The sequence below is a fragment of the Dryocola sharpae genome (genome assembly GCF_051307055.1).
GTDB lineage: Bacteria > Pseudomonadota > Gammaproteobacteria > Enterobacterales > Enterobacteriaceae > Dryocola.
Genome location: NZ_CP149994.1, coordinates 2378430 through 2403366, shown reverse-complemented (window position 1 = coordinate 2403366; position 24937 = coordinate 2378430). Strand labels below are relative to the sequence as shown.

The window sequence follows — 24937 nt, the reverse complement described above, 5'->3', positions numbered from 1 at the left end:
TTTTTTAACGCTAAACACCGTAACCATAAAATTAATAAGCTGTTTTTGTGCTCGCGTTCAGGAATTCGTTTTCTGATTGTCTGACAAAAATAGCCTTTCTGGGCGTAATTATCGTGCTGGACAGGACGTCGCATTATGAATACTCATCCACAGTATGAACCCTGGCTTCAGGCCATGCTTCTCGTCGCGAAACATTATCGGCTGGACTTTTCTCAGGAACATGTTCGGGTCACTTTCAGCCATGAAAGCCTTTCTCCGCGCCAGCAGGTGCTTGAGGAGATGGCGCGTCAGCTTGGGCTTGGGCTGCGTGTTGCGCCCGCCGAGGCGACGTTAATCGATCCCTGGCGATTGCCGCTTCTGGCTGAATTTACCGCGGGTCAAATTGCGGTGATCAACCGCATGGATAGCGAGGGCAACGTCAGCCTTCAGTTCAGCGGAGACGGCGGTCTGGAGACGGTTCTGACGCGCGAGGAACTTGGGCAGAGGCTAAAAGGCTTAATGGTGTTGCGCCCGCTGGAGTCCACGCCGGACGCTCGCGTTGACGATTACATCAAACCCTACGAGAAGAGCTGGTTCTGGCAGCTGGCGCTGAAGGACTGGCGTCGCTACGGCGACATTATGCTGGTGGCGCTGGTGGCGAACGTGCTGGCGCTCTCCGGTATGGTGTTCTCCATGCAGGTTTATGACCGTGTAGTGCCGTCCCAGTCGGAGGCCACGCTGTGGGTACTGTTTAGCGGCGTGATGCTCGCGATTGTCTTCGAATTCATCATGCGTATGCTGCGGGTACACATTTCCGACGCTATTGGTAAACGGGCCGATCTGCGCATATCTGAGCGTATTTTTGCCCACGCGCTGCGCATTAAAAACGGGGCACGCTCCAAATCGACGGGCTCGTTTATTGCCCAGATCCGCGAGCTGGAGTCGGTGCGTGAGCTAATCACCTCGACGACGATTGCGGCGATTTCCGATCTGCCGTTCTTCCTGCTGTTTGTCTTCATCCTGTGGGTAATCGGAGGTCCGCTGGTATGGGTGGTCCTGCTCGCGGTGCCATTGCTGTTAATTCCGGGCCTGTTGGTTCAACGTCCGTTGGCAAAGCTCTCCGGCGAGGGGATGCGCGAGTCGGCCATCCGTAACGCGACGCTTATCGAGGCTGTACAAGGTATCGAAGACATTAAGCTGATGCGCGCCGAACAGCGGTTTCAGAACCAGTGGAACAACACCAACGACGTGGCTGCCAGCGTGGGGATGAAGCAGCGCTGGCTGACGGGCCTGCTGCTGACCTGGACACAGGAAGTGCAGTCCATCGTCTACGCCGTGGTGCTGCTGACTGGCTGCTATCTCGTCATCAGCGGAGATATGACAACCGGCGCGCTGGTGGGAACCTCCATTCTGGCGTCGCGTACCCTTTCCCCGCTGTCGCAGATTTCCGGGATTCTCTCTCGCTGGCAGTCGGCTAAGGTCGCGCGCAAAGGGCTGGATGACCTGATGCAGCGTCCTGTTGACGATCCGCAACGGGGTAAGAAAGTGCATAAAGCGCATCTGCGCGGTCACTATGTTCTTGAGGATGTGGGCTTTTATTACGACGAGGAAGAGAAGCTGAACGTCCTGAATATCCCTCATTTGAATATTGGGGCCGGCGAGCGTGTGGCCATACTGGGCCGCAACGGTTCGGGTAAAAGTACGCTGCTTCAGCTTTTTGCCGGTATGCAAGAGCCACAGCAGGGCCATATTTTGCTGGATGGCGTCGCGCTAAATCATCTCGATCCTGCCGATGTGCGGCGTGATATGCAGTTGCTTAGCCAGCAGGCGCGCCTGTTTTTCGGCTCGGTGCGCGACAATATTATGATGGGCAACCCGTTGGCAACCGATGAGGAAATACATCTGGCGCTGGTCAACAGCGGGGCGCTGGCGTTCGTTCGTAAACAGAAAATGGGGCTGAATTACCTCATCAGCGAAGGCGGCGCGGGGCTGTCAGGCGGCCAGCGTCAGGCGCTGCTGCTGGCGCGTGCTTTGCTGACTTCGCCGAATATCCTGCTGCTCGATGAGCCTACCGCATGGCTCGATGAAGTCGGTGAAAAAGAGTTTATCCAGCATCTTAATCTCTGGCTTGGCAAGCAGCGAACGCTGGTGGTGGCGACCCACCGCCTCCCCATTCTTGGACTGGTCGATCGCATCATTGTGCTGAATAACGGAAAGGTAGTGATGGATGGGCCACGCGACGCCATCCTGAGTAAACACGGAATGGTCCCGAGTAAAACCGCGCAGCGGACCGTGAGGATGAAAAAAACGACATCGGCGAAGGACGCAGCAGAGGAGGGGGCGAATGAGTGATTTTTCCCGCTTCAGTAGCCGCTTAAAAGAGCCTCGCCTGCCGCGTTCGACGCTGGTTGCGTGGTCGCTCTTTGCCTTGCTTGCTGTCTTTATGACCTGGGCAAGCATCTGTCGTCTTGATGAAGTCACCACCGGGAGCGGTAAAGTGATCCCCTCTTCTCGTGAGCAGGTTATCCAGTCCCTGGAAGGTGGAATCATTCATAAGCTGCTGGTTCGTGAAGGAGATATCGTCGAGCGCGGCCAGCGGTTGGCCCAACTGGATCGCACAAGATCCGAGTCCAGCGTCCTGGAAAGCGAGTCTCGCCTGAATGCCGCCCTGGCGACCGCCGCACGCCTGAACGCCGAGGTGAATAACAGCGAACTGGTTTTTCCGTCCGAACTGGATGATGACGTGGAACTGGTTAAGCAGGAAACCGCGCTCTATCGATCCCGACGAGACAGCCTTGTTAAAGGCCTTGCTGGTTTACGTCAGGGGGCTGCACTGATCCAGCGCGAGCTGAGTTTAACCCGTCCTCTGGTTACGCAGGGAGCCGCAAGCAAAGTTGAAGTACTGCGTCTTGAGCGTCAAAAAAATGAGCTTGAGAATAAAATCACTGAAATGCAAAACCAGTATTACGTTCGCGCTCGCGAAGAGTTAGCCAAAGCCAATGCCGAAATCGAGGCGCAGCGCCCGGTCATGAAGGGGCGTGAAGATTCTCTGACTCACCTGACGTTTAACGCGCCGGTACGCGGCATTGTTAAAGATATCGAAGTGACCACCGTCGGCGGCGTGATTCCACCGAACGGCAAGTTGATGAGTTTGATGCCGCTTGACGACCAGATGGTTATCGAAGCCCAGATTTCTCCCCGCGACGTGGCCTTTATCCACCCTGGACAAAAAGCGTTAGTGAAAGTAACGGCTTACGATTATTCGATTTACGGGGGGCTGGAAGGGGAAGTGGCGATGATATCCCCTGATACGCTGCAGGATGCGGTTAAAAGAGATGTCTATTACTACCGGGTCTATATCAGAACTCTGAGTAACTCTCTGACGAATAAACAGGGGCAGGAATTTCCGGTGTTCCCCGGCATGATTGCCACCGTTGATATCAAAACCGGAAATAAGACTATCATGGATTATCTGCTGAAACCGCTGAACAAAGCTAAAGAGGCATTGCGCGAAAGATAATTACCCTCCTGCTTTTTATTATTTTATCTTAGAGCGATACTGATTTTTGTTATCGTTATCGGACGGATTTAAAAATTTCTGCGGCGCGGATAAGATTTTTCACATATTTATATCGCGATAACCTGTGATATTTTTTTTGCATCAATGATGCAATGAATTTTATCTATAGAAACAATAAGTTGAGATTTTATAATATTTCTTGCAGGAAAATAATAGTCGCCAGGGCTGTTTAGGCATTTATATGTGACTTTGCCCTGGTGCTATGCAGAACTGGTTGGAAGACACCGCCACTATCGTGATTATCACTTTGAGGCGAACAAGCGCTGTCTCGAAATTATCCTTTCAACATTTCACATTGAAAATACCTGAGTCATAAGGGGTATTTAAAAATCCACGCAATTGCGTGGATTTTTATTGTCATCCCTAAACCATTTCCTGAGGAGGTGGTGATTGTTTTATTTTTATGACTCAATGAACGATCTCATCGGTCAACGGAAGCTATTTCCAGCAAACCATACAGAGAAATTTCTCCTGCCGAATCACCATGAATGTACTACGTTCAGTAGGGGTGCTTTGACGTGGAGAACAAATGAAACCTTCATCTCTTTTAATTTTAACCAGCCTGACGTTGACGGGCTGCGGCGCGAATAATACTCCCCCGAAAATGCCGGTTCCCGGTGAAAAAACCTCTGCCCAAATGCGCACCCTTGAAACGGGCGCGCAGATCATCCAGTCCCGCCCGCCCGTGGAGGCAATAAGCGCGTATCTTGACGGCTTCCATTTTTATAACGGCGATAAAAATGGCCAGATGGAGGCCCATCACTACGTGACGGTGCTTAATGATGATGTCATGCAGGCGGTGATTTACGACAGCAATACAAAAGATGCCCGGCTGATGGGCGTCGAGTACATCATTAGCGAACGTCTGTTTAAGACGCTGCCGCCGGAGGAAAAAAAACTCTGGCACAGCCACAGGTATGAGGTGAAGTCCGGCAGCCTGATCGCGCCCGGCTTGCCTGCGGTGGCCGACAAAGCGCTGATGAGCAAGATTGTTAATACTTATGGAAAGACCTGGCATACCTGGCATACCGATCGCGATAAGACGCTGCCGCTCGGCATTCCGGCACTGATGATGGGGTTTACCGGGGAAGGGCAGCTCGATCCGGCGCTGCTGGCAGACAGGGATCGTCGGTTTGATGTCAATACGCAGGTCATCAGGCGTGAGCGCGAGGATCTGGTGGCGCATCCTGTTGCCGAGGGGGCCAACGCCTGGCAGCACGGCGAGGTGATCCAGCTCAAACGGGTGCGTGGCTCGGGCGAACATGCTCACGGTGATACCGCGCATTTCGGGACATCGGAGCAAACCAGGCAGGCAAATTAACGCCTCCCGGAAGGAAGCAAAGAGATGGACATACTTCCTTACTTATTCCCGCCGCTGATAGTCACCGGGTTGGTGGCTATCGCCCTCAGTTCATCCGATCGCTGACTATACTTTCTCCTCTCTGAGTTAAAACCGGCTGTCATAGCGGGCAGGGAAGGCCAGCTGCGACGCCCTTTTATATAACCGAAAAGAGGAGACAGTATGAAAGCTCTCGTCTGGCACGCTACCGGCGATATTCGTCTTGATGAGGTCGCCGAACCGCAGATTGAACAACCCACCGATGCGGTTATCCGCCTTACCGCCTCGGCGATTTGCGGTACCGATCTTCATTTTATACGCGGCACCTTCAGCGGCATGAAGGAGGGCACTATTCTCGGCCATGAAGGCGTCGGTATTATCGAGCAACTGGGCGATCAGGTGCGTAATTTCGATATTGGCGATCGGGTGGTGGTTTGCTCCACGCTCTCCTGCGGCTATTGCCCACCCTGCCGCAGCGGTAACACCGCACAGTGCGATAATGCCAACCCGAACGGCCCGCAGGCGGGCACCTGCTTTTTTGGCGGCCCGCAAGCTACCGGCCCGATCAACGGGCTACAGGCGGAAAAAGCGCGTATTCCCTTCGCCGCCAATACTCTGGTGAAAATACCGCAGGGTGTCAGCGATGAACAGGCGATTCTAATCAGCGATATTTTTCCCACCGGCTGGTTCGGCGCGGAAATGGCGGGAATCAAACGTGGAGACACCGTGGCGGTGTTCGGTTGCGGCCCGGTCGGGCAGTTTGTTATTGCCAGCGCGCTGTTAATGGAAGCCGGTCGGGTGATCGCTGTCGATCCGCATGACGATCGGCTGGCGATGGCACGACGTCAGGGGGCTTTTACCGTCAATTTTGAGCAAGAAGATCCGCTGGAAGCTATCAAAACATTTACCGGCGGCGTCGGTGTCGATATCGCCATTGATGCCGTGGGCGTTGACAGCCAGCACGCCCACCATGGCCCGGCGGCGGCGCAAGCCGAGCAGAAAAAAGAGCAATACCGCAAGGAAGTCGAGCAGGTAGCACCGGATAATTTTGATCATCAGCATGTGCATAATGGAAACTGGATCCCGGGCGACGCCCCGAGCCAGGCGCTGGAATGGGCGATTCAGGCGCTAAAAAAGGCGGGCACGCTGAGCATTATCGGCGTTTATCCTCCCGCCGCGCAGACTTTTCCCATCGGTATGGCGATGAATAAAAACCTGACCATGAAGATGGGGAATTGCAACCACCACGCCATTATTCCGCATTTGCTGGAGCTGGTGCGCATGGGCGCAATCGATCCTACTCAAGTGTTGACTCAGGTGGAGCCGTTATCCGATGTGGTCTCCGCGTATGAAAGCTTTGATAAGCGTCAGCCTGGCTGGATCAAAACCGAGCTGTTGCCTTCGCAATAACGTCGCGTCAAACCCTCTCTTCCTGCGCGCCCGTTAAGCACTATTTTAACGGGCGCTTTCTCTTTTTATGCCTGAACGCGGTTATCGTTACGGTTTTTTACCCGGCAGGATCTCGTTCATAATCTGGCTTGCGGTGTCGGCAAAAACTTTCCCGGCGGAGCGATCCCCTTTAGCCATCGAAGCCATAAAGGCTTTCGCCTGCTTCAGGGTGATATGCGGCGGCAGCGGGGCGACTTCCGGATCGGTTTTTACTTCCAGCACCACCGGACGGTCGGCCGTTAACGCTTCCTGCCAGGCGCTCTGCAGCTGCTGCGGATCGTCAACGAAAATACCTTTCAGCCCCAGCGATTGCGCGAACCGGGCATAGCTGACATCGGGGATTTCCTGGCTCGCCTCGAAGCGCGGATTGCCCTCCATTACCCGCTGCTCCCAGGTGACCTGATTAAGATCCTGGTTATTGAAGACACAAACGATCAGGCGCGGGTCGCTCCAGCCCTGCCAGTATTTCTGTATGGTGATCAGCTCCGCCATATTGTTCATCTGCATCGCGCCGTCTCCCACCAGCGCTACCACCACTTTTTGCGGGTAAGCGAATTTGGCGGCGATGGCGTAAGGCACCGCCGCGCCCATGCAGGCAAGGCCGCCGGATAAGGAGGCGCGCTGTCCCTGCTTTACCTTATAATCACGGGCGAACCAGTTGGCGCAGGAGCCAGAGTCGGAGGTGACGATAGCGTCTTCCGGCAGCAGCGGCGACATTTCCCATACCACCCGCTGGGGGTTGACCGGCCTGGCCTCAGCCATCGCCCGCTCTTCCAGCGTCTGCCACCACTCCTTAACGCCCAGGGCGATCTCTTCCTGCCAGCTACGATCGGTTTTATGTTCTAACAGCGGCAGCAGGGCGCGCAGGGTTTCCGCCGCATCGCCATGCAGATTGACTTCCACCGGATAGCGCAGACCAAGCATCGCCGGATCGATATCCACCTGCACGGCGCGCGCCTGTCCCTCTTTCGGCAGGAATTCCGTCCACGGAAAACCGGTGCCGATCATCAGCAGGGTGTCGCAGTTCATCATCATGTCATAAGACGGCTTAGTGCCCAGCAGGCCAATCGAGCCGGTAATAAAAGGCGCATCGTCCGGCAGCACATCCTTGCCCAGCAGCGCTTTTGCCACGCCGGCGCCAAGCACGTTGGCCAGCTGCACCACTTCCAGCGCCGCGCTGCGCGCCCCGGCCCCCACCAGTATCGCCACTTTTTTTCCGGCGTTAAGGACATCCGCCGCGCGTTGCAGATCTGTCTCATAGGGCACGACTTTCGGCCGCTGGTAGCCTGTTCCCGAATGGGTGAAGCCGTGTGTATGCGGCGGCGCCTGCCAGGGCTCGTCCTGGATGTCCTTCGGCAAAATCAGTACCGTCACGCCATTTTGCGCCACCGCGATCCGCACGCCGCGATCCACCAGGTGCCGCAGCTGGCTGGGCGAAGCCACCTCCTGCACAAAGTTCGCCACGTCGGCGAAAACACGATCGAGGTTTAATTCTTGCTGATAGCTCGCCCCGCGCGCGGTGGCTTCCGCCTGACCGGCGATCGCCAGCACCGGCGAGTGGTCAAGCTTCGCGTCATACAGCCCGGTCAGCAGATGGGTAGCGCCGGGGCCGCCGGTAGAAAGGCACACCCCCAGTTCGCCGGTGAATTTGGCATGACTCGCCGCCATAAACGCCGCCATCTCTTCGTGACGCACCTGAATAAACTCAATGCCTTCGCCCGCTTCAGCAGCGCGCTGCAAGGCGCCGAGCACGCCGTTGATGCCATCGCCGGGATAGCCATAGATGCGGGTGACGCCCCAGGCCTTCAGGCGCTCAATGAAAAAATCGCTGGTCATTTTCGTCATCGTTTTCCCCTAACCAAAAAAGTAAGCCGTGGTTAAGGATAGTTCGCAATAACGGGCTATGCGGAGAAAGCCGCAGGGCGGACTTAACCTGTTTCGCCGGAACGGGCGGCTCAGCGCTGTCCGTAGCTCCTTCTCGCGGCTCCTTCAGCCCGCCCAGCTTGTGTCGCCGGTTGTCCGGATTGGTCTGCACAGGGGTAACCGGAAGATGTGCGTCAGCGTGTTCTGGGGAACTGGCCGCAGGGTAATTCATAGTGTGGTTTGTATCTTGAGGTTGTTCCCTCAGGCTGCTGATAACGGCGCATGAAATATCGCTTCAATAGATAAGAGAAGCGGATGGTTTTTGATGATTATTTATTTAGTCTTTTAAGCTATCTCGCTGCTTTTTGCATGCGGAGCAAATAACGATAATTTCTATATCTTTCTTTTGGATAATAAAATCAATCAAGTTTGCTTTTTTTCAATATAGTTATTTGACCTGTCATCATGATATTGCCCAATAGAGCCACAATTTGAACAGATCATAAAAAGCGTTATGCCTGCAGAAGTTAAATTGTTTTTTTAATAACCTTACTGCAGGTTTCTCAAGGGACCTCTTATAATTGCTCTATTATAAAAGGGATAAAACAGAAATTGGGTAATATCAGTTACCATTTTTACGAGCAGATGGCTGGTGGCGGCTTTCCGCTCCCACATAGGGCCCGGCCTGCGTCAACCTGGTTCGGGGAACCGAGGCGTTAATGCGGCAGTTACCGAATATTGTCGCTAACTCAGGAGCACAGTATGACCGAGATCGTCTTTCTTCATGGCATGTTCCAGAACCCCAGGAGCTGGGAGAACTGGATCGACTATTTCACCAGCAAAGGTTTTAACTGCGTAGCTCCGGCCTGGCCTTTGCACGAAGGCGAGCCCCGAACCCTTCGCGAAAACCCACCTGCGGGTCTCGGCGACCTGCACCTGAACGATGTACTGGATAGCGTGCGGGCTGGCCTACGCGATTGCGGTCGGCCGATCATGATCGGTCACTCGGTTGGCGGGCTTATCACACAGATCATGCTAAGCGAGGGCCTGATTTCCGTCGGCGTCGCTATCGATGCCGTGGCGCCCAACGCAATGATCGATCTGGACTGGGACTTTATCAAGAACAGCGCCATCATCGCCAATCCCCTGAAAGGCAACGAACCTATTTTCATGGATGCCGGTACCTTTCACTCGGCGTTCGCAAACACGCTGAGCGAGGAAGAGGCGACGCGTGAATTCGGGAAGACGGCTACCCACGATAGTCGCAATGTCCTGCGTGGTTGCATGGGTCCGGATGGACGCATCGACACCGATGCACCACACGGACCGCTTCTGCTTATCGGTGGCGAGAACGATCGGATCGTTCCCTCGCATCTGACCGGGAAGATCTTTAAAGCCTACACTGATGAGTCAAGCGTGACAGAACTCACGGTTTTCCCTCGCAGCCACTATATTTGCAATGAATCAGGCTGGCAGGAGGTCGCCGACCGCGTACTGGCCTTTATCCACCAGCACAAAGAGCATATTCAACCTGATTGACGGGCGTAGCATCAGACGAAGGCACAGTCCGGCTCCAGCGTCCTCAGCTACGCCGGGCAGACGCCTGCAAAAGGAATCGACCTGGCCCGCCGCGGCGGCCCGACGACGCCCGTGATAAATACGCAGAGGTACTTGCTTCCTTTGGCCTGAAAAGCAACTTAACGGCTTCCCGATTTGCTGCGGCACTATGAAATAAAAAATCCACGCCATTGCGTGGATTTTATGAGTTTTTATTAGCGGTTATGAGATTGATGGAATCTCATAAGCCAACAAATGCGCATTAGACGTTGAACAGGAAGTTCATCACATCGCCATCTTTCACGATGTAGTCTTTGCCTTCTGCACGCATCTTGCCCGCTTCTTTCGCACCTTGCTCGCCTTTGTAGGTGATGAAATCTTCATAGGCGATGGTCTGCGCGCGGATAAAGCCTTTCTCGAAGTCGGTATGGATTTTACCGGCTGCCTGCGGAGCGGTTGCGCCAACCGGAATGGTCCATGCGCGTACTTCCTTCACGCCTGCGGTAAAGTAAGTTTGCAGGTTCAGCAGCTCATAACCGGCGCGAATAACGCGGTTCAGGCCAGGTTCTTCCAGACCCAGCTCCGCCATGAATTCGTCACGATCCGCGTCGTCCAGCTCAGCGATATCAGACTCAACGGCTGCGCAAACGGCAACGACCACCGAATCTTCGCCAGCGGCGATTTCACGCACCTGGTCCAGGTACGGATTGTTCTCGAATCCGTCTTCGTTAACGTTGGCGATATACATGGTTGGTTTCAGCGTCAGGAAGCTCAGGTATTTGATAGCGGCCTTGTCTTCATCCGTCAGGGTTTGCAGCGCGCGCAGCATGCCCGCGTTCTCAAGCTGCGGCAGACATTTTTCCAGCGCGGCCAGCTCGGCCTTCGCATCTTTATCGCCGCCTTTGGCTTTTTTCTGCACGCGATGAATAGCGCGTTCGCAGGTGTCGAGATCGGAGAGCGCAAGCTCGGTGTTGATAACTTCGATATCGTCAGCCGGATCCACTTTGTTATTCACGTGGATAATATTGTCGTTCTCAAAACAGCGCACCACGTGGCCGATTGCTTCGGTCTCGCGGATGTTGGTCAGAAACTGGTTGCCCAGGCCTTCGCCTTTGGACGCGCCTTTTACCAGGCCCGCGATGTCCACAAATTCCATGGTGGTTGGCAGAATGCGCTGAGGTTTTACGATTTCGGCAAGCTTGTCCAGTCGCGGATCCGGCATTGGCACAACGCCGGTGTTCGGCTCAATGGTACAGAACGGGAAGTTAGCGGCTTCGATTCCCGCTTTGGTGAGCGCGTTGAACAGGGTGGATTTACCGACGTTCGGCAAGCCGACGATACCGCATTTGAATCCCATGGTTTAAATCACCTTAATTGCTTGATAATCAAAGAGTTGCTATTAACTCAATGAAGAAATGTAGATAACTTTGCCTATTATACACGTAAACCGTTTATAAGGGATGTGGAAATAGGCTCGGGTGGCGCCTGCAGGCCTTACTGCGCCTTAAAAGCGTGCAGACGATTGGTGGCTTTAGTCAGCCCTTCTTTAAGCCAGACTTCCGTGCAGCGTGCCGCTTCGTCTACTGCTTCATCAATCAGTTTTTGTTCGCTGAGCGGCGGCTTGCCAAGCACAAAGCCAACAACTTTACTTTTATCGCCCGGATGGCCGATACCGACGCGTAAGCGGTGAAAACCAGGGTTATTGCCCAGCTTGTTGATGATGTCTTTCAGGCCGTTGTGCCCGCCGTGGCCGCCGCCGAGCTTAAACTTCGCCACGCCCGGCGGCAGATCCAGCTCATCATGGGCTACCAGGATTTCATCCGGCGCGATGCGGAAGAAGGCCGCCATAGCGCTTACCGCTTTGCCGCTCAGGTTCATAAACGTGGTCGGCACCAGCAGGCGAACATCTTCACCGGCAAGGCTAATGCGCGCGGTATAGCCGAAGAATTTCGCCTCTTCTTTCAACGACTGGTTATGGCGTTCGGCCAGCAAATCAACATACCAGGCGCCGGCGTTATGGCGGGTTGCCGCGTATTCCGCACCCGGATTTGCCAGGCCGACAATCAATTTAATACTCACGTTTCATTTCCTGAAAGCAGACTCAAGCCGCGTAGTTTACTGTGCTGTCGGCTTGATGACAAAGCGCAATGCGTCGGTAACTGCACTATTGAATAGTTCAATAGCTGAATCATTAGAATTCCATGCTATTCAGCAGCTTATTTGTAAATTTATGTCATACTTTCAGTCGTAATTGTGATCGCTGACGCACATAATGGCGAGGGGTGTTGTCTATACTTTACACACAAGGAGAGGGGATATTCCCCGCCGACCCAGGAACCATCCGGAGGTGACAGATGAAACGCAAAAACGCTTCGTTACTCGGTAATTTTCTCATGGGGTTGGGGCTGGTGGTGATGGTGGGTGGCGTGGGTTATTCCATTTTGAACCAGCTACCGCAGTTTGATTTTCCACAGTACTTTGCCCATGGCGCCATTTTAAGCATTTTTGTCGGCGCGGTGCTCTGGCTTGCCGGTGCGCGAGCAGGTGGACGCGAACAGGTGTGCGACAGGTACTGGTGGGTGCGCCACTATGACAAACGCTGTCGCCGCGATGAACACCATCATCACAGTTAATATTAACTAAGCGAAAAAAGCTCCGCGCCTGACGGAGCTTTTTTATTTCAGGCCTCAAGCGCTGACTGGACATCGGGAAAGAAAGCCAGGCGGCCTGGCAGGGGTTTTACGCCCGCGCGGGCAAGCGTTCTTAACGGCTGAAACTCAAGATTGGTGACGCGCAGCTCACACCCTTCCGGCAGTTTTTCCACAAAGCGGCTAAATGCATCAAGCCCGCCGGCATCAAGTACCGGTACGGCGTCCCATTGCAGAATAATAATGTGGTTTTGCCCTACACGCTGACTTAAGTCGGTAAACAACCCGTCCGCCGCCGCAAAGAACAGCGGGCCTGTAACGCGCAGCGCCAGTACGCCTTCCGGCGTGGTGATGTTCAGCGGCGCCAGCCTTGTCATTCTTGCTATGCGGCGCATAAACAGCAGCGAAGCCAGCACGATCCCCACGCTAATCGCAATGACCATATCGAACAGCACGGTCAGCGACATACACATCAGCATCACGATGATGTCATCTTTCGGCGCGCGTCTGAGCAGGTCGATAACTTTGTGCGCCTCGCTCATGTTCCACGCGACCATCAGCAGCAGCGCGGCCATGGCGGAAAGCGGCAGCCAGGAGAGCAGCGGCGCCAGCGCCAGCAGCGCCATGATCACCAGCAGCGAATGAATAATGGCCGCCACAGGCGAAGTCGCGCCGGCGCGAACGTTCGCCGCCGAGCGGGCGATGGCCGCCGTGGCGGTAATGCCGCCAAAGAATGGCGCGACGATATTGCCCAGCCCCTGGCCGATAAGCTCGCCGTTAGCGTTGTGCTTAGTGCCGGTCATGCCGTCAAGCACGACGGCGCAAAGCAGGGATTCAATCGCGCCAAGCATCGCCATGGAAAAGGCGGCGGGCAGCAGGGCGGTGAGAGAATCCCAGCTCAGGGTAAAGTTTGAGCCGGGAATGTTCCACGGCAGCATTAGCTGCGGCAGAAGCTGGGGTATGCCGCTGCCCCGGGTGCCGTCCGCCAGAATATAGTGGAAGCGGGAGCCGATGGTGGCGACATCGCCGCCGATGACATGCACGATCCCCATTACGGCACAGCCCGCCAGCAGAGCCGGTAAATGCCCGGGTAAACGGATACCCAGCCGCGGCCAGAGAACTAATACGGCGAGCGTCACTACGCCCGTCGCGGCGTCGCCAACATTCAGAGACGGCATGGCCATCGCCAGCGCGGCAACCTTATTCAGATAGTGTTCCGGCACGTGCTCAAGCCGCAGGCCAAAGAAATCCTTCACCTGCATGGTGGCGATGGTAATGCCAATCCCCGAGGTAAAGCCGAGCGTCACGGGCAGCGGGATATACTCGATCAGGCGGCCAAAACGCGCCAGGCCAAAAAGGATAAGAAACAGGCCGGAGATGAGCGTGGCGATCAGCAAACCGGCAAGGCCAAACTGCTGTGCAACGGGATAGAGGATCACCACAAAAGCCGCGGTTGGCCCGGAAACGCTGTAGCGCGAGCCGCCGCTTAGGGCAATCACAATCCCTGCGACTGCCGCGGTGTAGAGCCCGTACTGCGGCGCAACGCCGCTGCCGATAGCCAGCGCCATCGCCAGAGGAATGGCAATAATGCCCACGGTAACGCCCGCAATAGCGTCACGGGTAAAACGGGAAAGGGTATACTTTTCGCGCCAGCAGGCGTCGATCAGGGCGCGGAAAGGCATAACAGTAGAAGATACGTTTTTCACATTGATTCCATCCGTGAGCGCATCATCTGTCATTAATGGCAGGTGAAGGAGGCCGTGCTAAAAATAAAGACTGAAAACGAAAAAACCCGCCGGAGCGGGTTTTTCAGGCGGGTTCGATTAATGCTCGAACATCGCAGAGATTGACTCTTCGTTGCTGATACGGCGAATTGCTTCGGCCAGCATGCCGGACAGGGTCAGGGTGCGGACGTTTGGCAGCGCTTTAATTTCGTCAGACAGCGGGATGGTATCGCAAACGATAACTTCGTCGATAACCGAGTTACGCAGGTTGTGCACCGCGTTGCCGGAGAAGATCGGGTGGGTTGCATAGGCGAATACGCGTTTAGCGCCGCGCTCTTTCAGCGCTTCCGCTGCTTTGCACAGCGTGCCGCCGGTGTCGATCATATCGTCAACCAGCACGCAGTCACGGCCGGATACATCACCAATGATGTGCATAACCTGAGAAACGTTAGCGCGCGGGCGACGTTTATCGATGATGGCCATATCGGTGTCGTTGAGCAGCTTGGCAATAGCGCGGGCGCGAACCACGCCGCCGATGTCCGGAGAAACCACGATTGGGTTTTCCAGACCGATTTGCAGCATATCTTCCAGCAGGATTGGGCTACCGAAGACGTTGTCTACCGGCACATCGAAGAAGCCCTGAATCTGTTCTGCGTGCAGGTCCACGGTGAGAACGCGGTCAACCCCAACGCTTGAGAGAAAGTCAGCAACCACTTTCGCGGTGATCGGCACACGGGCAGAACGCACGCGTCGATCCTGACGAGCATAGCCAAAGTAAGGGATAACGGCGGTAATACGGCCTGCAGAAGCGCGGCGCAGGGCGTCGACCATAACAACAAGTTCCATCAGGTTGTCATTGGTGGGGGCACAGGTGGACTGGATGATGAAAATATCACCACCGCGTACATTTTCGTTGATTTGTACGCTTACTTCGCCGTCGCTAAAACGTCCGACGGCGGCGTCACCAAGAGAGGTGTACAGGCGGTTGGCAATACGTTGTGCTAGTTCCGGGGTGGCGTTACCAGCAAAAAGCTTCATATCAGGCACGAGAAAAACCTCAGGCATGCGTCCAGTGGCGGATGGCTGCTACCGCAACAGTGCGGAAGGCGGGTGGGGCAACACCCATCCAGGCGATGTTTAAAGAGCTTGATGCAACGTCTGAAACAAGGTGACGTTGTCACCAATACTCAGCTTGCCCGGCGATGGCCAGATGCAGCGGGGAGTGATTAACGCCTCGCGCTACAAACCCATGCAACCATGCCGGGGCTTGCTCAAGCACCTGGCGGGCTTCGGACTCGGTGTTAAATTCAGCAAACACGCAAGCGCCGGTGCCGGTCAGGCGCGACGGCGCGTATTCTAACAGCCAGGAAAGCAGCTCATCAACCTTACGAAAACGTTTTCTTGCGATATCCTCACAATCATTTTTAAATTCACAATCCAGTAACATCTGAATTGTGCGGATCGGGGTATCTCTTTGCAGTTCAGGATCTTTAAAAATGACCGGCGTCGGAATGCTTACGCCCGGGTGCGCAACCAGATACCATTTTTCTTCCGGCTCCGCCGGCGTGAGAATTTCTCCTACGCCTTCGGCAAAGGCCGCGTGGCCGCGAACAAAAACCGGAACATCAGCGCCCAGCGTAACGCCCAGAGCGGCAAGCCGATCTTCATCTAATCCGGTTTGCCAGAGATGATTTAGCGCAACCAACACTGTCGCCGCGTTTGAAGAGCCTCCGCCGAGACCGCCGCCCATGGGTAAACGCTTCTCTACGCCTAAATCAGCGCCGGCGCCCGCCGGCAACGAGCCCAGCCGCTGCGCTTCGTTCATCAGTAAACGCGCCGCCCGGACTATCAGGTTTTCATCATCAGGCACGTCTTCTACCGGCGTCAGGAGCTGAAGCACGCCGTCCTGGCGCGGTTCGACAGTGATGGTGTCGCCATAATCAAGAAACTGAAACAGCGTCTGCAGAGTATGGTAGCCGTCTGCCCGACGGCCGGTGATATACAGAAAAAGATTCAGTTTTGCGGGAGACGGCCAGCGGGTAATCATTATTTCACGATCCAGTTATCCATTTTCAGCTTGATGCGCTGGTCGCCTTCGCGCAGTTCCATATTAGACGGCAGGGCGGGCTGCACTTTGTCGTTGTAGTCGCTGTAGACCACTTTCCAGGTTTTGCCGTTCTGAGCGTAATTCACTTCGCTCAGGCGATACTGATTATCCAGTTTGTAGTCGGTCGCCTCGCCCGGCAGGCCGAGCATCCACTGGCGCAGGCTGTTTAGTGGAATAGGCATGCCCGTCAGGCGGCCAATCATATCTTCTGCGTCCTGCGCTTCGTAACGTTTACCGTTGCGATCGACCAGCTGCACTTTACCCGGCTGCGCGTTCAGCTCAAGTTCGGTACTGCCAAGGGGATTAGTCAGCAATAAGCGATATCTGTCCGGCGCGGTTTGTTGCCAGTTGAAACGGGCGTATACCTTCTGGCTATCGGAGAGATAAGCAAAAGCGCCGCGCGTCTGATACTGGGTGATTTTTTGCACCTGTTGCTGGTGTTGTAACCACTGCGGCGAGTCCGGACTTTTGCCAGGACCGGTCGGTTGATTAACGGCGCACCCGGCCAGAACCAGGCTTGCGAGTGGCAGAAGGCGCATCAGACGGGCTTTTGGCATGATCATAGCGGCAGTGAATCCTCAGAAATCGTTATTGTGGTTAACCGTTTATGCTAGCGGTGCGTTGGCGGGGCGTCTACGGTCAAGTTGTCTTAAATCATAAACCAGGCTGATACCGATCAAGGGGTGGCTCTCTTTTATTGACCGCGCGCATCCTGTATGATGCGGCCAGAAATCCTTATCAACATCGGTATTACTCAGACCGCTCAATGACCCTGTTAGCGCTAGGCATCAACCACAAAACTGCTCCGGTATCGCTGCGAGAACGCGTAACGTTTTCGCCGGACACGCTCGACCAGGCTTTGGGTAGCCTGCTTGCACAGCCTATGGTGCAGGGCGGCGTCGTGCTTTCCACGTGCAACCGTACCGAACTCTACCTGAGCGTTGAGGAGCAGGACAACCTGCACGAACAGCTGGTGCGCTGGCTATGCGACTACCACAACCTTAACGAAGAGGAAGTGCGTAACAGCCTCTACTGGCATCACGATAACGACGCCGTAAGCCATCTCATGCGCGTTGCCAGCGGTCTGGACTCCCTGGTGCTCGGAGAGCCGCAAATTCTGGGGCAGGTCAAGAAAGCGTTCGCAGATTCGCAAAAAGGGCATTCGCTCTCCAGCGAGCTGGAACGCATGTTCCAGAAATCTTTCTCGGTGGCGAAACGGGTTCGTACGGAAACGGATATCGGCGCCAGCGCCGTCTCGGTGGCGTTTGCCGCCTGTACACTGGCGCGTCAGATCTTTGAATCGCTCTCAGGCGTGACCGTGCTGCTCGTCGGCGCTGGCGAAACCATTGAGCTCGTCGCCCGTCATTTGCGCGAACACAGCGTGCAGAAAATGATTATTGCCAACCGTACCCGCGAGCGAGCGCAGGCGCTGGCCGATGAAGTCGGCGCCGAAGTTATCGGCCTTGGCGATATTGATAGCCGCCTGAAAGATGCCGATATCATCATCAGCTCCACCGCCAGCCCTCTGCCCATCATCGGAAAAGGGCTGGTAGAACGCGCCCTGAAAGCGCGACGCAACCAACCTATGCTGCTGGTGGATATCGCCGTTCCGCGCGATGTGGAGCCGGAAGTGGGCAAACTTGCCAACGCCTATCTCTACAGCGTGGACGACCTGCAGGCCATCATTCAGAATAACCTCGCGCAGCGTAAAGCCGCAGCGGCGGAGGCTGAAACCATCGTGGCGCAGGAGTGCAGCGAATTTATGGCCTGGATGCGCGCCCAAAGCGCAACCGAAACTATCCGCGATTATCGCAGCCAGGCGGAGCTTATTCGCGACGATCTGGCTGGCAAGGCACTCGCCGCGCTTTCTCAGGGTGCTGACGCCGAAACCGTTCTTCAGGATCTGGCCTGGAAATTAACCAATCGCCTGATCCACGCCCCAACCAAATCGCTTACGCAGGCTGCCCGTGACGGGGATGACGAACGCCTGCAGATTCTGCGCAACAGCCTCGGGCTGGATTAGCACAACAACTCTTATTACAAGGTGATACACCACCCATGAAGCCTTCTATTGTTGCCAAACTGGAAGCCTTGCAGGAGCGCCATGAAGAAGTTCAGGCCCTGCTTGGCGACGCAGCCACTATCGCCGATCAGGATCGTTTTCGCGCGCTTTCCCGCGAATACGCTCAGCTCAGCGACGTCTCACGTTGCTTCCTGCAGTGGCGCCAGGTGCAGGAAGATATTGAAACCGCACAGAGCATGCTCGACGATCCGGAAATGCGCGAAATGGCGCAGGAAGAGCTGAATCAGGCAAAAAGCGACAGTGAAGCGTTAGAACAGCAGCTGCAGGTTCTGCTGCTGCCGAAAGATCCGGATGATGAACGCAACGCCTTCGTTGAGGTGCGCGCAGGCACGGGCGGCGACGAAGCGGCGCTGTTTGCCGGTGATTTATTCCGCATGTACAGCCGCTATGCGGAGTCCCGCCGCTGGAAAGTTGAAATCATGAGCGCCAACGAAGGCGAGCATGGCGGCTATAAAGAGGTGATTGCCAAAATTAGCGGCGACGGCGTCTATGGCCGCCTGAAGTTCGAGTCCGGCGGGCATCGCGTGCAGCGCGTCCCGGCGACTGAATCCCAGGGTCGTATTCACACCTCCGCCTGTACCGTAGCGGTAATGCCGGAGATTCCGGAAGCAGAGCTGCCGGATATCAATCCGGGCGATTTGCGTATCGATACCTTCCGCTCCTCCGGCGCGGGCGGTCAGCACGTTAACACCACCGACTCGGCGATCCGTATCACCCACCTGCCAACCGGCATCGTGGTGGAGTGCCAGGACGAGCGTTCGCAGCATAAAAACAAAGCGAAAGCGTTATCCGTGCTGGGCTCCCGTATTCGCGCGGCCGAAATGGCGAAGCGCCAGCAGGAAGAGGCGTCGACCCGCCGCAACCTGCTGGGCAGCGGCGACCGTTCGGACCGTAACCGCACCTACAATTTCCCGCAGGGCCGCGTCACCGATCATCGTATCAATATTACGCTGTATCGCCTGGACGAAGTGATGGAAGGCAAGATCGACGGGTTGATTGAGCCCATCGTGCAGGAATACCAGGCCGACCAGCTGGCGGCGCTCTCCGAGCAGGATTAATGGATTTTCAGCACTGGTTACAGCAGGCAATAGCCCGGCTGCACGAGAGCGAAAGCCCGCGTCGCGATGCGGAGATCCTGCTGGCGTTTGTCACCGGGAAAGCGCGTACCTTTATTCTCGCGTTTGGTGAAACCGAACTTACGGCGCAGCAGCTGCAGCAGGCAGAAGCGCTGCTTGCTCGTCGTGTGCGCGGCGAACCCATCGCTCATCTTGTTGGCGAGCGTGAGTTCTGGTCGCTGCCGCTGCGCGTCTCTCCGGTAACGCTCATTCCGCGTCCCGATACGGAGTGCCTGGTGGAACAGGCGTTAGCGCGCATGCCTGCCGCGCCGTGTTGCGTGCTGGATTTAGGCACCGGGACGGGCGCTATCGCGCTGGCTATTGCAAGCGAGCGCCCGGACTGCGACATTACCGCGCTGGATCTTATTCCTGCAGCCGTAGAGCTTGCCCGCGGTAATGCCGATCGGCTTGGCATTACCAATGTTAAGGTCTTGCAAAGTCACTGGTTTAGTGCGCTCAATACTCAGCGTTTTTCGATTATTGTCAGCAATCCGCCCTATATTGACCGTGAAGATCCGCATCTGGCGCAGGGCGACGTGCGTTTTGAACCGCTGAGCGCGCTGGTGGCTGATAACGCCGGGCTGGCGGATATACGCACGCTGACGCAAACGGCGGGGCAGTTTCTTGAGTCCGGCGGCTGGCTGCTTTTAGAGCACGGCTGGCAGCAGGCAGAGCAGGTGCGGCAGCTCTTCGTCGCCGCCGGCTTTAGCGAGGTTCAGACCTGTCAGGATTACGGCGGCAACGATCGTCTGACTCTGGGACGCTACTTCTAAAGATAAGGAACGCAACGGTTGGCAACTTACTTTGCAGTCAAACATTTGCACATTTTGACAGTCTTCATTTCCGTGAGTCTGTTTATTTTACGCTACTGGTGGCAGTACCGTGATTCTGCCCTGTCGCACAAGCGCTGGGTACGCATCGTACCGCATGTGAACGACACCCTCCTGCTGGGCAGCGGCGTTGCACTGGTGATGATTACGCATTTTTATCCGTTTACGCCGCAGGGCGCATGGCTGACGGAAAAACTATTTGGCGTTATCATCTACATCGTTTTGGGTTTTATCGTGCTTGGCCGACGCCCGCGCAGCCAACAGGTACGGTGGTTCGCCTTTCTGTTGGCGCTGGTGGTGCTCTACATCATCGTTAAACTCGCCACCACAAAAATACCGTTATTGGGGTTTGTATGAGGTCGTTAGCCGATTTCGAATTTAATCAGGCACCGCTGTGCGAAGGCATGATTTTAGTCTCGCAGCTGATACGCGAAGATTTTCCGGAAGCGGAAGTGCGAGTGCAGCTCGAACGGCTGGTCAGCCAGGCCCGTGAAGACATCTGCGAAGCCGATCATGCCGATCGGCAGTTAGAAAAACTTCTCGAGCTGTTTTACGGCGAATGGGGATTTAAAGACGCCGGCGGCGTGTATCGTCTGTCGGACGCCCTGTGGCTGGATAACGTGCTGAAAAAGCGCCAGGGCAGCGCCGTTTCCCTGGGAGCGATTTTACTGTGGATTGCCGAACGTCTGGATATTCCTTTAATGCCGGTCATCTTCCCAACGCAGCTTATACTGCGCGGCGACTGGATGGACGGGGAGATGTGGCTCATTAACCCGTTTAACGGCGACACCCTCGACGAGCATACGCTTGACGTGTGGCTGAAGGGCAATATCAATCCGACCGCCGAGCTTTTTGAAGAAGATCTGGATGAGTCTGATAACGCCGAGGTTATCCGCAAGCTGCTGGACACGCTAAAATCCGCACTGATGGAAGAGCGGCAGATGGAGCTGGCGCTTCGCGCCAGCGAAGCCTTGCTCCAGTTCAATCCGGAAGATCCGTATGAAATCCGCGATCGTGGTCTTATCTATGCGCAGCTTGATTGCGAGCACGTGGCGCTCAACGATCTAAGCTATTTTGTTGAGCAGTGCCCGGAAGATCCGATTAGCGAAATGATTAAAGCGCAAATTAACTCGATTTCGCATAAGCAGGTCATCCTGCATTAACGCAAAATTTTTGATTCACACCTGATAAGGCGATCTGAAAGATGGAACAAAAAGTGGTTAGCATTGGCGATATCAACGTCGCAAACGACCTGCCGTTTGTGCTGTTTGGCGGCATGAACGTGCTGGAATCGCGCGATCTCGCGATGCGTATCTGTGAGCATTACGTCACCGTTACGCAGAAGCTGGGCATCCCTTACGTGTTCAAGGCATCGTTTGATAAAGCCAACCGTTCATCCATTCACTCTTACCGCGGGCCGGGTCTTGAAGAAGGTATGAAGATTTTCCAGGAGCTGAAACAGACCTTCGGCGTGAAAATCATCACCGACGTTCATGAAGCAAGCCAGGCGCAGCCGGTTGCCGACGTGGTGGACGTGATTCAGCTGCCAGCCTTCCTCGCCCGTCAGACCGATCTGGTTGAAGCGATGGCGAAAACGGGCGCTGTGATCAACGTAAAAAAACCGCAGTTCGTAAGCCCGGGCCAGATGGGCAACATCGTTGATAAATTCCATGAAGGCGGCAACGACCAGATTATTCTGTGCGACCGCGGGGCAAACTTCGGTTACGACAACCTGGTTGTCGACATGCTGGGCTTTGGCGTGATGAAACAGGTTTCTGGCGGCGCGCCGGTGATCTTTGATGTGACCCACGCCCTGCAGTGCCGCGACCCGTTTGGCGCTGCGTCCAGCGGTCGTCGCGCTCAGGTGACCGAACTGGCCCGCGCCGGTATGGCGACCGGCCTTGCGGGCCTGTTTATTGAAGCGCATCCGGATCCGGATAACGCGCGCTGCGACGGCCCGTCCGCGCTGCCGCTGGCAAAACTTGAGCCGTTCTTAAAACAGATCAAAGCGATTGACGATCTGGTGAAAGGTTTTGAGCCGCTGGATACCAGCCACTAAGCTTCTTTAACCGCGCAATGCAAAAAGCCCTTATCGCAAGATAAGGGCTTTTTTGTATCCGGCGAGCGTCAGGCAAATATCGTCATCAGGTAGGCGGCGAACAGCACGAGGTGCGCGGTGCCGTTAAGCACGTTGGTGCGCCCGGTTGAGAAGGAGATCTGGCACAGCACCAGCGAGGTGAGCATGACCACCACCTCCGGCTTGCCGAGGCCGAAAATCAGCTCGTTGTCCGTCAGCATCGCAATCAGCGTTACCGCAGGAACCGTCAGGGAAATTGTCGCCAGCACCGAGCCGAAGAACAGGTTCATGGCGCGCTGCACCTGATTGCTCAGCACCGCTTTCAGCGCCCCCAGCCCTTCGGGTGAGAGGATCAGCAGCGCGACAAGGAAGCCCGTGAACTGTGCCGGCGCATTAAGCGTGCCCAGCAATGATTCCAGCGGGCCGGCATTCATTTTCGTCACGGCGATAACGGCGACCAGGTGCACGATCAGCCAGATAGCATGCCAGGTGCTGCTGTGTGCGGAGGGCTTACCGTGATGCGGGTTATCGTCATCCGCTTCATCTTCGTGCTCGTAGACGAACAGGCTCTGGTGCGTTTTGGTCTGGATCAACAGGAAGACGCCGTACATGGCAGCGGAAATCCCGGCCACCATCAGCGACTGGCCAACGCTGAAATTGCCTTCCGGCAGGGCGGTAGGAAATACCAGCACGATCACCGCCAGCGGGAACAGCGCTATCAGGTACTGCTTAATGCCAAACAGATTCATGTACTGGGTGGCGAATTTGCGCCCGCCAAGCAGCAGCGAGAAGCCTACCAGGCCGCCGGTAACAATCATAATAATGGAGTAAAGCGTATCGCGCATCAGCGTGGGCGCGGCATCGCCGGTAGCCATGAGCGCGGAGATTAAACTGACTTCAAGGATAACAACGGAAAGGCTGAGAATTAAAGAGCCGTAAGGTTCACCTAAACGGTGTGCCAGCACATCGGCATGGCGTACTACGCTAAAGGCGCTGCTTAAAATAGCCACTAACGCCAGAACGTTAATCCCGACTACCACCGGCAAAGACTGGCTGGTGCCCCATAACGCCAGTACGGCCAGTGCCAGCACCGGGAAAATGAGGGAACTCTCCTTATGGCGGGTTTTAACCGCATCATGTTGTGTTTTTGGCATTAAGATTCTCCATATGCGCAATTGAAAAGCTATTTATTGGATTTCGTTGGGCTTTTTTACCACGCTAAAATAGCAAAAAAGGCTTTATTAGTGGAGATATTTACTTACTTTTACGGCTTTTGCATGGCTATCGCTTGAATGTCGTTGAAAAAAATTTTATTGGATTTAAGTGATTTATAAACAACAGGTTGTGTTTATCTTACTTTAATAATATTGAATTATTGGCGGTGCCGGGCGCTTTGTTTCACACTTAAGAGTCACCCATTAAGGAGATTAATCTATGCCTTATAAAAGCAAAAGCGAACTGCCGGACAGCGTACAAAATGTTTTGCCTGCCCATGCGCAGGACATCTACAAAGAGGCGTTCAACAGCGCCTGGGATGAGTATAAGGATAAAGAGGACCGCAAAGGCGATGCCGGCCGGGAAGAGACGGCCCACAAAGTCGCCTGGGCTGCCGTGAAGCATCAGTACCAGAAAGGCGATGATGATAAATGGCATAAGAAAAAGTAGCCGTAAGCCGCCCGGACAGAGCGGCTTATTCCGTTCACCGGTTCTGCGTCCGGCAGGTGAAATGGCCTTTTACCGTTCTGCGATGGTTATCAAACTTGCCAGCGCCTCGCTAATTGCTTATCGTCACCGGTATGCTGCTTTATAAATGAGCGGTCAAAAGCCGGGAAGGCGCAGTTGGCGTAGTCACAGGGAAGTATGCGGTGGCGGAGGTGCAGGGTGTTAACGCGCGATTTCTTAATCAATGCGGATTGTAAGACGGCTTTTGGTTCTATCGAAGAATCGTTACTCTGGACGCCCGAACAGCGTTCAGCTTCCCTTGCGGCGACCCTTGCCTGTCGACCCGATCCCAGCCCGGTCTGGCTATTTGGCTACGGCTCCTTGATGTGGAACCCGGCCTTCGAATTTGATGAATCAGCCCCCGGCACGCTGGTGGGCTGGCACCGGGCGTTCTGCCTGCGCCTTACCGCCGGGCGCGGCACGGCCTGTCAGCCTGGACGAATGCTGGCGCTGAAAGAAGGCGGGCGAACAACCGGCCTTGCCTACCGCCTGCCGGAAGCGCTGCTTGAAGAAGAGCTGGCGCTGGTGTGGAAGCGCGAAATGATAACCGGCTGCTATCTGCCCACCTGGTGCAGGCTGGCGCTCGACGATGGCCGCAGCGTTAATGCGCTGGTGTTCATCATGGATCCCCGCCATCCATTGTACGAGGCCGATACCCGCGCCCAAACCATTGCGCCGCTTATCGCCGCCGCCAGCGGCCCGCTGGGCACCAACGCGCAGTATCTGTTCTTGCTTGAAACCGAACTGAAAAAACACGGCATGCATGACGACTGCCTTGATGAGCTGGTAAGCCAGGTCCGTGCCCGGCTGCAAAAGCCGCAGGAAGAGGGCGGAAGCTTCCAGCCTGGATTCGCCTGATAAATA

Annotated in this window: 22 protein-coding genes; 14 read left to right on the top strand and 8 right to left on the bottom strand. The window is 55.4% G+C overall.

The window, feature by feature from the left end:
* Nucleotides 1-135: 135 nt before the first annotated feature.
* From WLO31_RS11565 to WLO31_RS11550, 4 genes are all read left to right on the top strand, one after another.
* A complete protein-coding gene (locus WLO31_RS11565; protein WP_435926746.1) occupies nt 136-2331 on the top strand; it encodes a type I secretion system permease/ATPase in 2196 nt (731 codons plus the stop codon).
* A complete protein-coding gene (locus WLO31_RS11560) occupies nt 2324-3499 on the top strand; it encodes an HlyD family efflux transporter periplasmic adaptor subunit (RefSeq protein ID WP_435926744.1) in 1176 nt (391 codons plus the stop codon). Before WLO31_RS11565 ends, WLO31_RS11560 begins: the two co-directional genes overlap by 8 nt.
* Before the next feature lie 589 nt (nt 3500-4088).
* Nucleotides 4089-4880, top strand: coding sequence for an OBAP family protein (locus WLO31_RS11555; protein ID WP_435926743.1), 792 nt, complete (start codon nt 4089-4091; stop codon nt 4878-4880).
* Between the two features lie 201 nt (nt 4881-5081).
* Complete coding sequence (locus WLO31_RS11550; protein WP_435926742.1) at nt 5082-6308, top strand: zinc-dependent alcohol dehydrogenase; 1227 nt, start codon at nt 5082-5084, stop codon at nt 6306-6308.
* Nucleotides 6309-6395: 87 nt separating this feature from the next.
* On the opposite strand, the gene WLO31_RS11545 is transcribed toward WLO31_RS11550, so the two are convergent.
* Entirely contained in the window at nt 6396-8192 is a 1797-nt protein-coding gene (locus WLO31_RS11545; RefSeq protein ID WP_435926741.1) for a thiamine pyrophosphate-requiring protein, read from the bottom strand.
* A 780-nt stretch (nt 8193-8972) separates the two neighbouring features.
* Here WLO31_RS11545 and WLO31_RS11540 point away from each other — a divergent pair.
* Nucleotides 8973-9749 carry an alpha/beta hydrolase gene (locus WLO31_RS11540; RefSeq protein WP_435926740.1) on the top strand — a complete coding sequence of 259 codons (777 nt, stop codon included), beginning with the start codon at nt 8973-8975 and terminating at the stop codon, nt 9747-9749.
* Between the two features lie 280 nt (nt 9750-10029).
* Here the strand turns inward: WLO31_RS11540 and ychF are convergent, their stop codons facing one another.
* Together ychF and pth are read right to left on the bottom strand one after the other, a co-directional pair.
* On the bottom strand, nt 10030-11124 hold the full coding sequence (gene ychF, locus WLO31_RS11535; RefSeq protein ID WP_435926739.1) for a redox-regulated ATPase YchF: 1095 nt from the start codon (nt 11122-11124) through the stop codon (nt 10030-10032).
* Between the two features lie 137 nt (nt 11125-11261).
* Nucleotides 11262-11846, bottom strand: a complete 585-nt coding sequence (gene pth, locus WLO31_RS11530; RefSeq protein WP_435926738.1) for an aminoacyl-tRNA hydrolase — start codon at nt 11844-11846, stop codon at nt 11262-11264.
* A 275-nt stretch (nt 11847-12121) separates the two neighbouring features.
* Between pth and ychH the strand changes: the two genes are divergently transcribed.
* Nucleotides 12122-12400, top strand: coding sequence for a stress-induced protein YchH (ychH, locus tag WLO31_RS11525; RefSeq protein WP_435926736.1), 279 nt, complete (start codon nt 12122-12124; stop codon nt 12398-12400).
* A gap of 47 nt (nt 12401-12447) precedes the next feature.
* Here ychH and dauA read toward each other — a convergent pair whose 3' ends face one another.
* From dauA to lolB, 4 genes are all read right to left on the bottom strand, one after another.
* Complete coding sequence (gene dauA, locus WLO31_RS11520; protein WP_435926735.1) at nt 12448-14121, bottom strand: C4-dicarboxylic acid transporter DauA; 1674 nt, start codon at nt 14119-14121, stop codon at nt 12448-12450.
* Between the two features lie 117 nt (nt 14122-14238).
* Nucleotides 14239-15186 carry a ribose-phosphate diphosphokinase gene (prs, locus tag WLO31_RS11515; protein ID WP_008454180.1) on the bottom strand — a complete coding sequence of 316 codons (948 nt, stop codon included), beginning with the start codon at nt 15184-15186 and terminating at the stop codon, nt 14239-14241.
* 130 nt (nt 15187-15316) lie between these two features.
* Nucleotides 15317-16183, bottom strand: coding sequence for a 4-(cytidine 5'-diphospho)-2-C-methyl-D-erythritol kinase (ispE, locus tag WLO31_RS11510; RefSeq protein ID WP_435930592.1), 867 nt, complete (start codon nt 16181-16183; stop codon nt 15317-15319).
* Nucleotides 16184-16185: 2 nt separating this feature from the next.
* Nucleotides 16186-16809, bottom strand: a complete 624-nt coding sequence (gene lolB, locus WLO31_RS11505) for a lipoprotein insertase outer membrane protein LolB (RefSeq protein ID WP_435926734.1) — start codon at nt 16807-16809, stop codon at nt 16186-16188.
* Between the two features lie 203 nt (nt 16810-17012).
* Between lolB and hemA the strand changes: the two genes are divergently transcribed.
* From hemA to kdsA, 6 genes are read left to right on the top strand one after another with little or no spacing between them, the layout of a single operon-like run.
* Nucleotides 17013-18269 carry a glutamyl-tRNA reductase gene (gene hemA / locus WLO31_RS11500; RefSeq protein WP_435926733.1) on the top strand — a complete coding sequence of 419 codons (1257 nt, stop codon included), beginning with the start codon at nt 17013-17015 and terminating at the stop codon, nt 18267-18269.
* A 35-nt stretch (nt 18270-18304) separates the two neighbouring features.
* Complete coding sequence (prfA, locus tag WLO31_RS11495) at nt 18305-19387, top strand: peptide chain release factor 1 (RefSeq protein WP_435926732.1); 1083 nt, start codon at nt 18305-18307, stop codon at nt 19385-19387.
* The gene (prmC, locus tag WLO31_RS11490; protein ID WP_435926730.1) at nt 19387-20217 is read left to right on the top strand and encodes a peptide chain release factor N(5)-glutamine methyltransferase; all 831 of its coding nucleotides are present in this window, start codon (nt 19387-19389) and stop codon (nt 20215-20217) included. Before prfA ends, prmC begins: the two co-directional genes overlap by 1 nt.
* 18 nt (nt 20218-20235) lie before the next feature.
* Nucleotides 20236-20631: a SirB2 family protein gene (locus WLO31_RS11485; protein WP_435926729.1), complete on the top strand. Its 396-nt coding sequence runs from the start codon at nt 20236-20238 to the stop codon at nt 20629-20631.
* Nucleotides 20628-21437, top strand: a complete 810-nt coding sequence (gene sirB1 / locus WLO31_RS11480) for an invasion regulator SirB1 (protein ID WP_435926728.1) — start codon at nt 20628-20630, stop codon at nt 21435-21437. The genes WLO31_RS11485 and sirB1 overlap by 4 nt, the downstream gene beginning before the upstream one ends.
* A 41-nt stretch (nt 21438-21478) precedes the next feature.
* The gene (gene kdsA / locus WLO31_RS11475) at nt 21479-22333 is read left to right on the top strand and encodes a 3-deoxy-8-phosphooctulonate synthase (protein WP_435926727.1); all 855 of its coding nucleotides are present in this window, start codon (nt 21479-21481) and stop codon (nt 22331-22333) included.
* Nucleotides 22334-22401: 68 nt separating this feature from the next.
* Here the strand turns inward: kdsA and chaA are convergent, their stop codons facing one another.
* Nucleotides 22402-23505 (bottom strand): sodium-potassium/proton antiporter ChaA, encoded by a 1104-nt coding sequence (gene chaA, locus WLO31_RS11470; RefSeq protein WP_435926726.1) that lies wholly within the window; start codon nt 23503-23505, stop codon nt 22402-22404.
* A 280-nt stretch (nt 23506-23785) separates the two neighbouring features.
* Between chaA and chaB the strand changes: the two genes are divergently transcribed.
* The gene (chaB, locus tag WLO31_RS11465; RefSeq protein WP_435926725.1) at nt 23786-24016 is read left to right on the top strand and encodes a putative cation transport regulator ChaB; all 231 of its coding nucleotides are present in this window, start codon (nt 23786-23788) and stop codon (nt 24014-24016) included.
* 216 nt (nt 24017-24232) lie between these two features.
* A complete protein-coding gene (locus WLO31_RS11460) occupies nt 24233-24931 on the top strand; it encodes a gamma-glutamylcyclotransferase (protein ID WP_435926724.1) in 699 nt (232 codons plus the stop codon).
* The last annotated feature ends 6 nt before the right edge of the window (nt 24932-24937 follow it).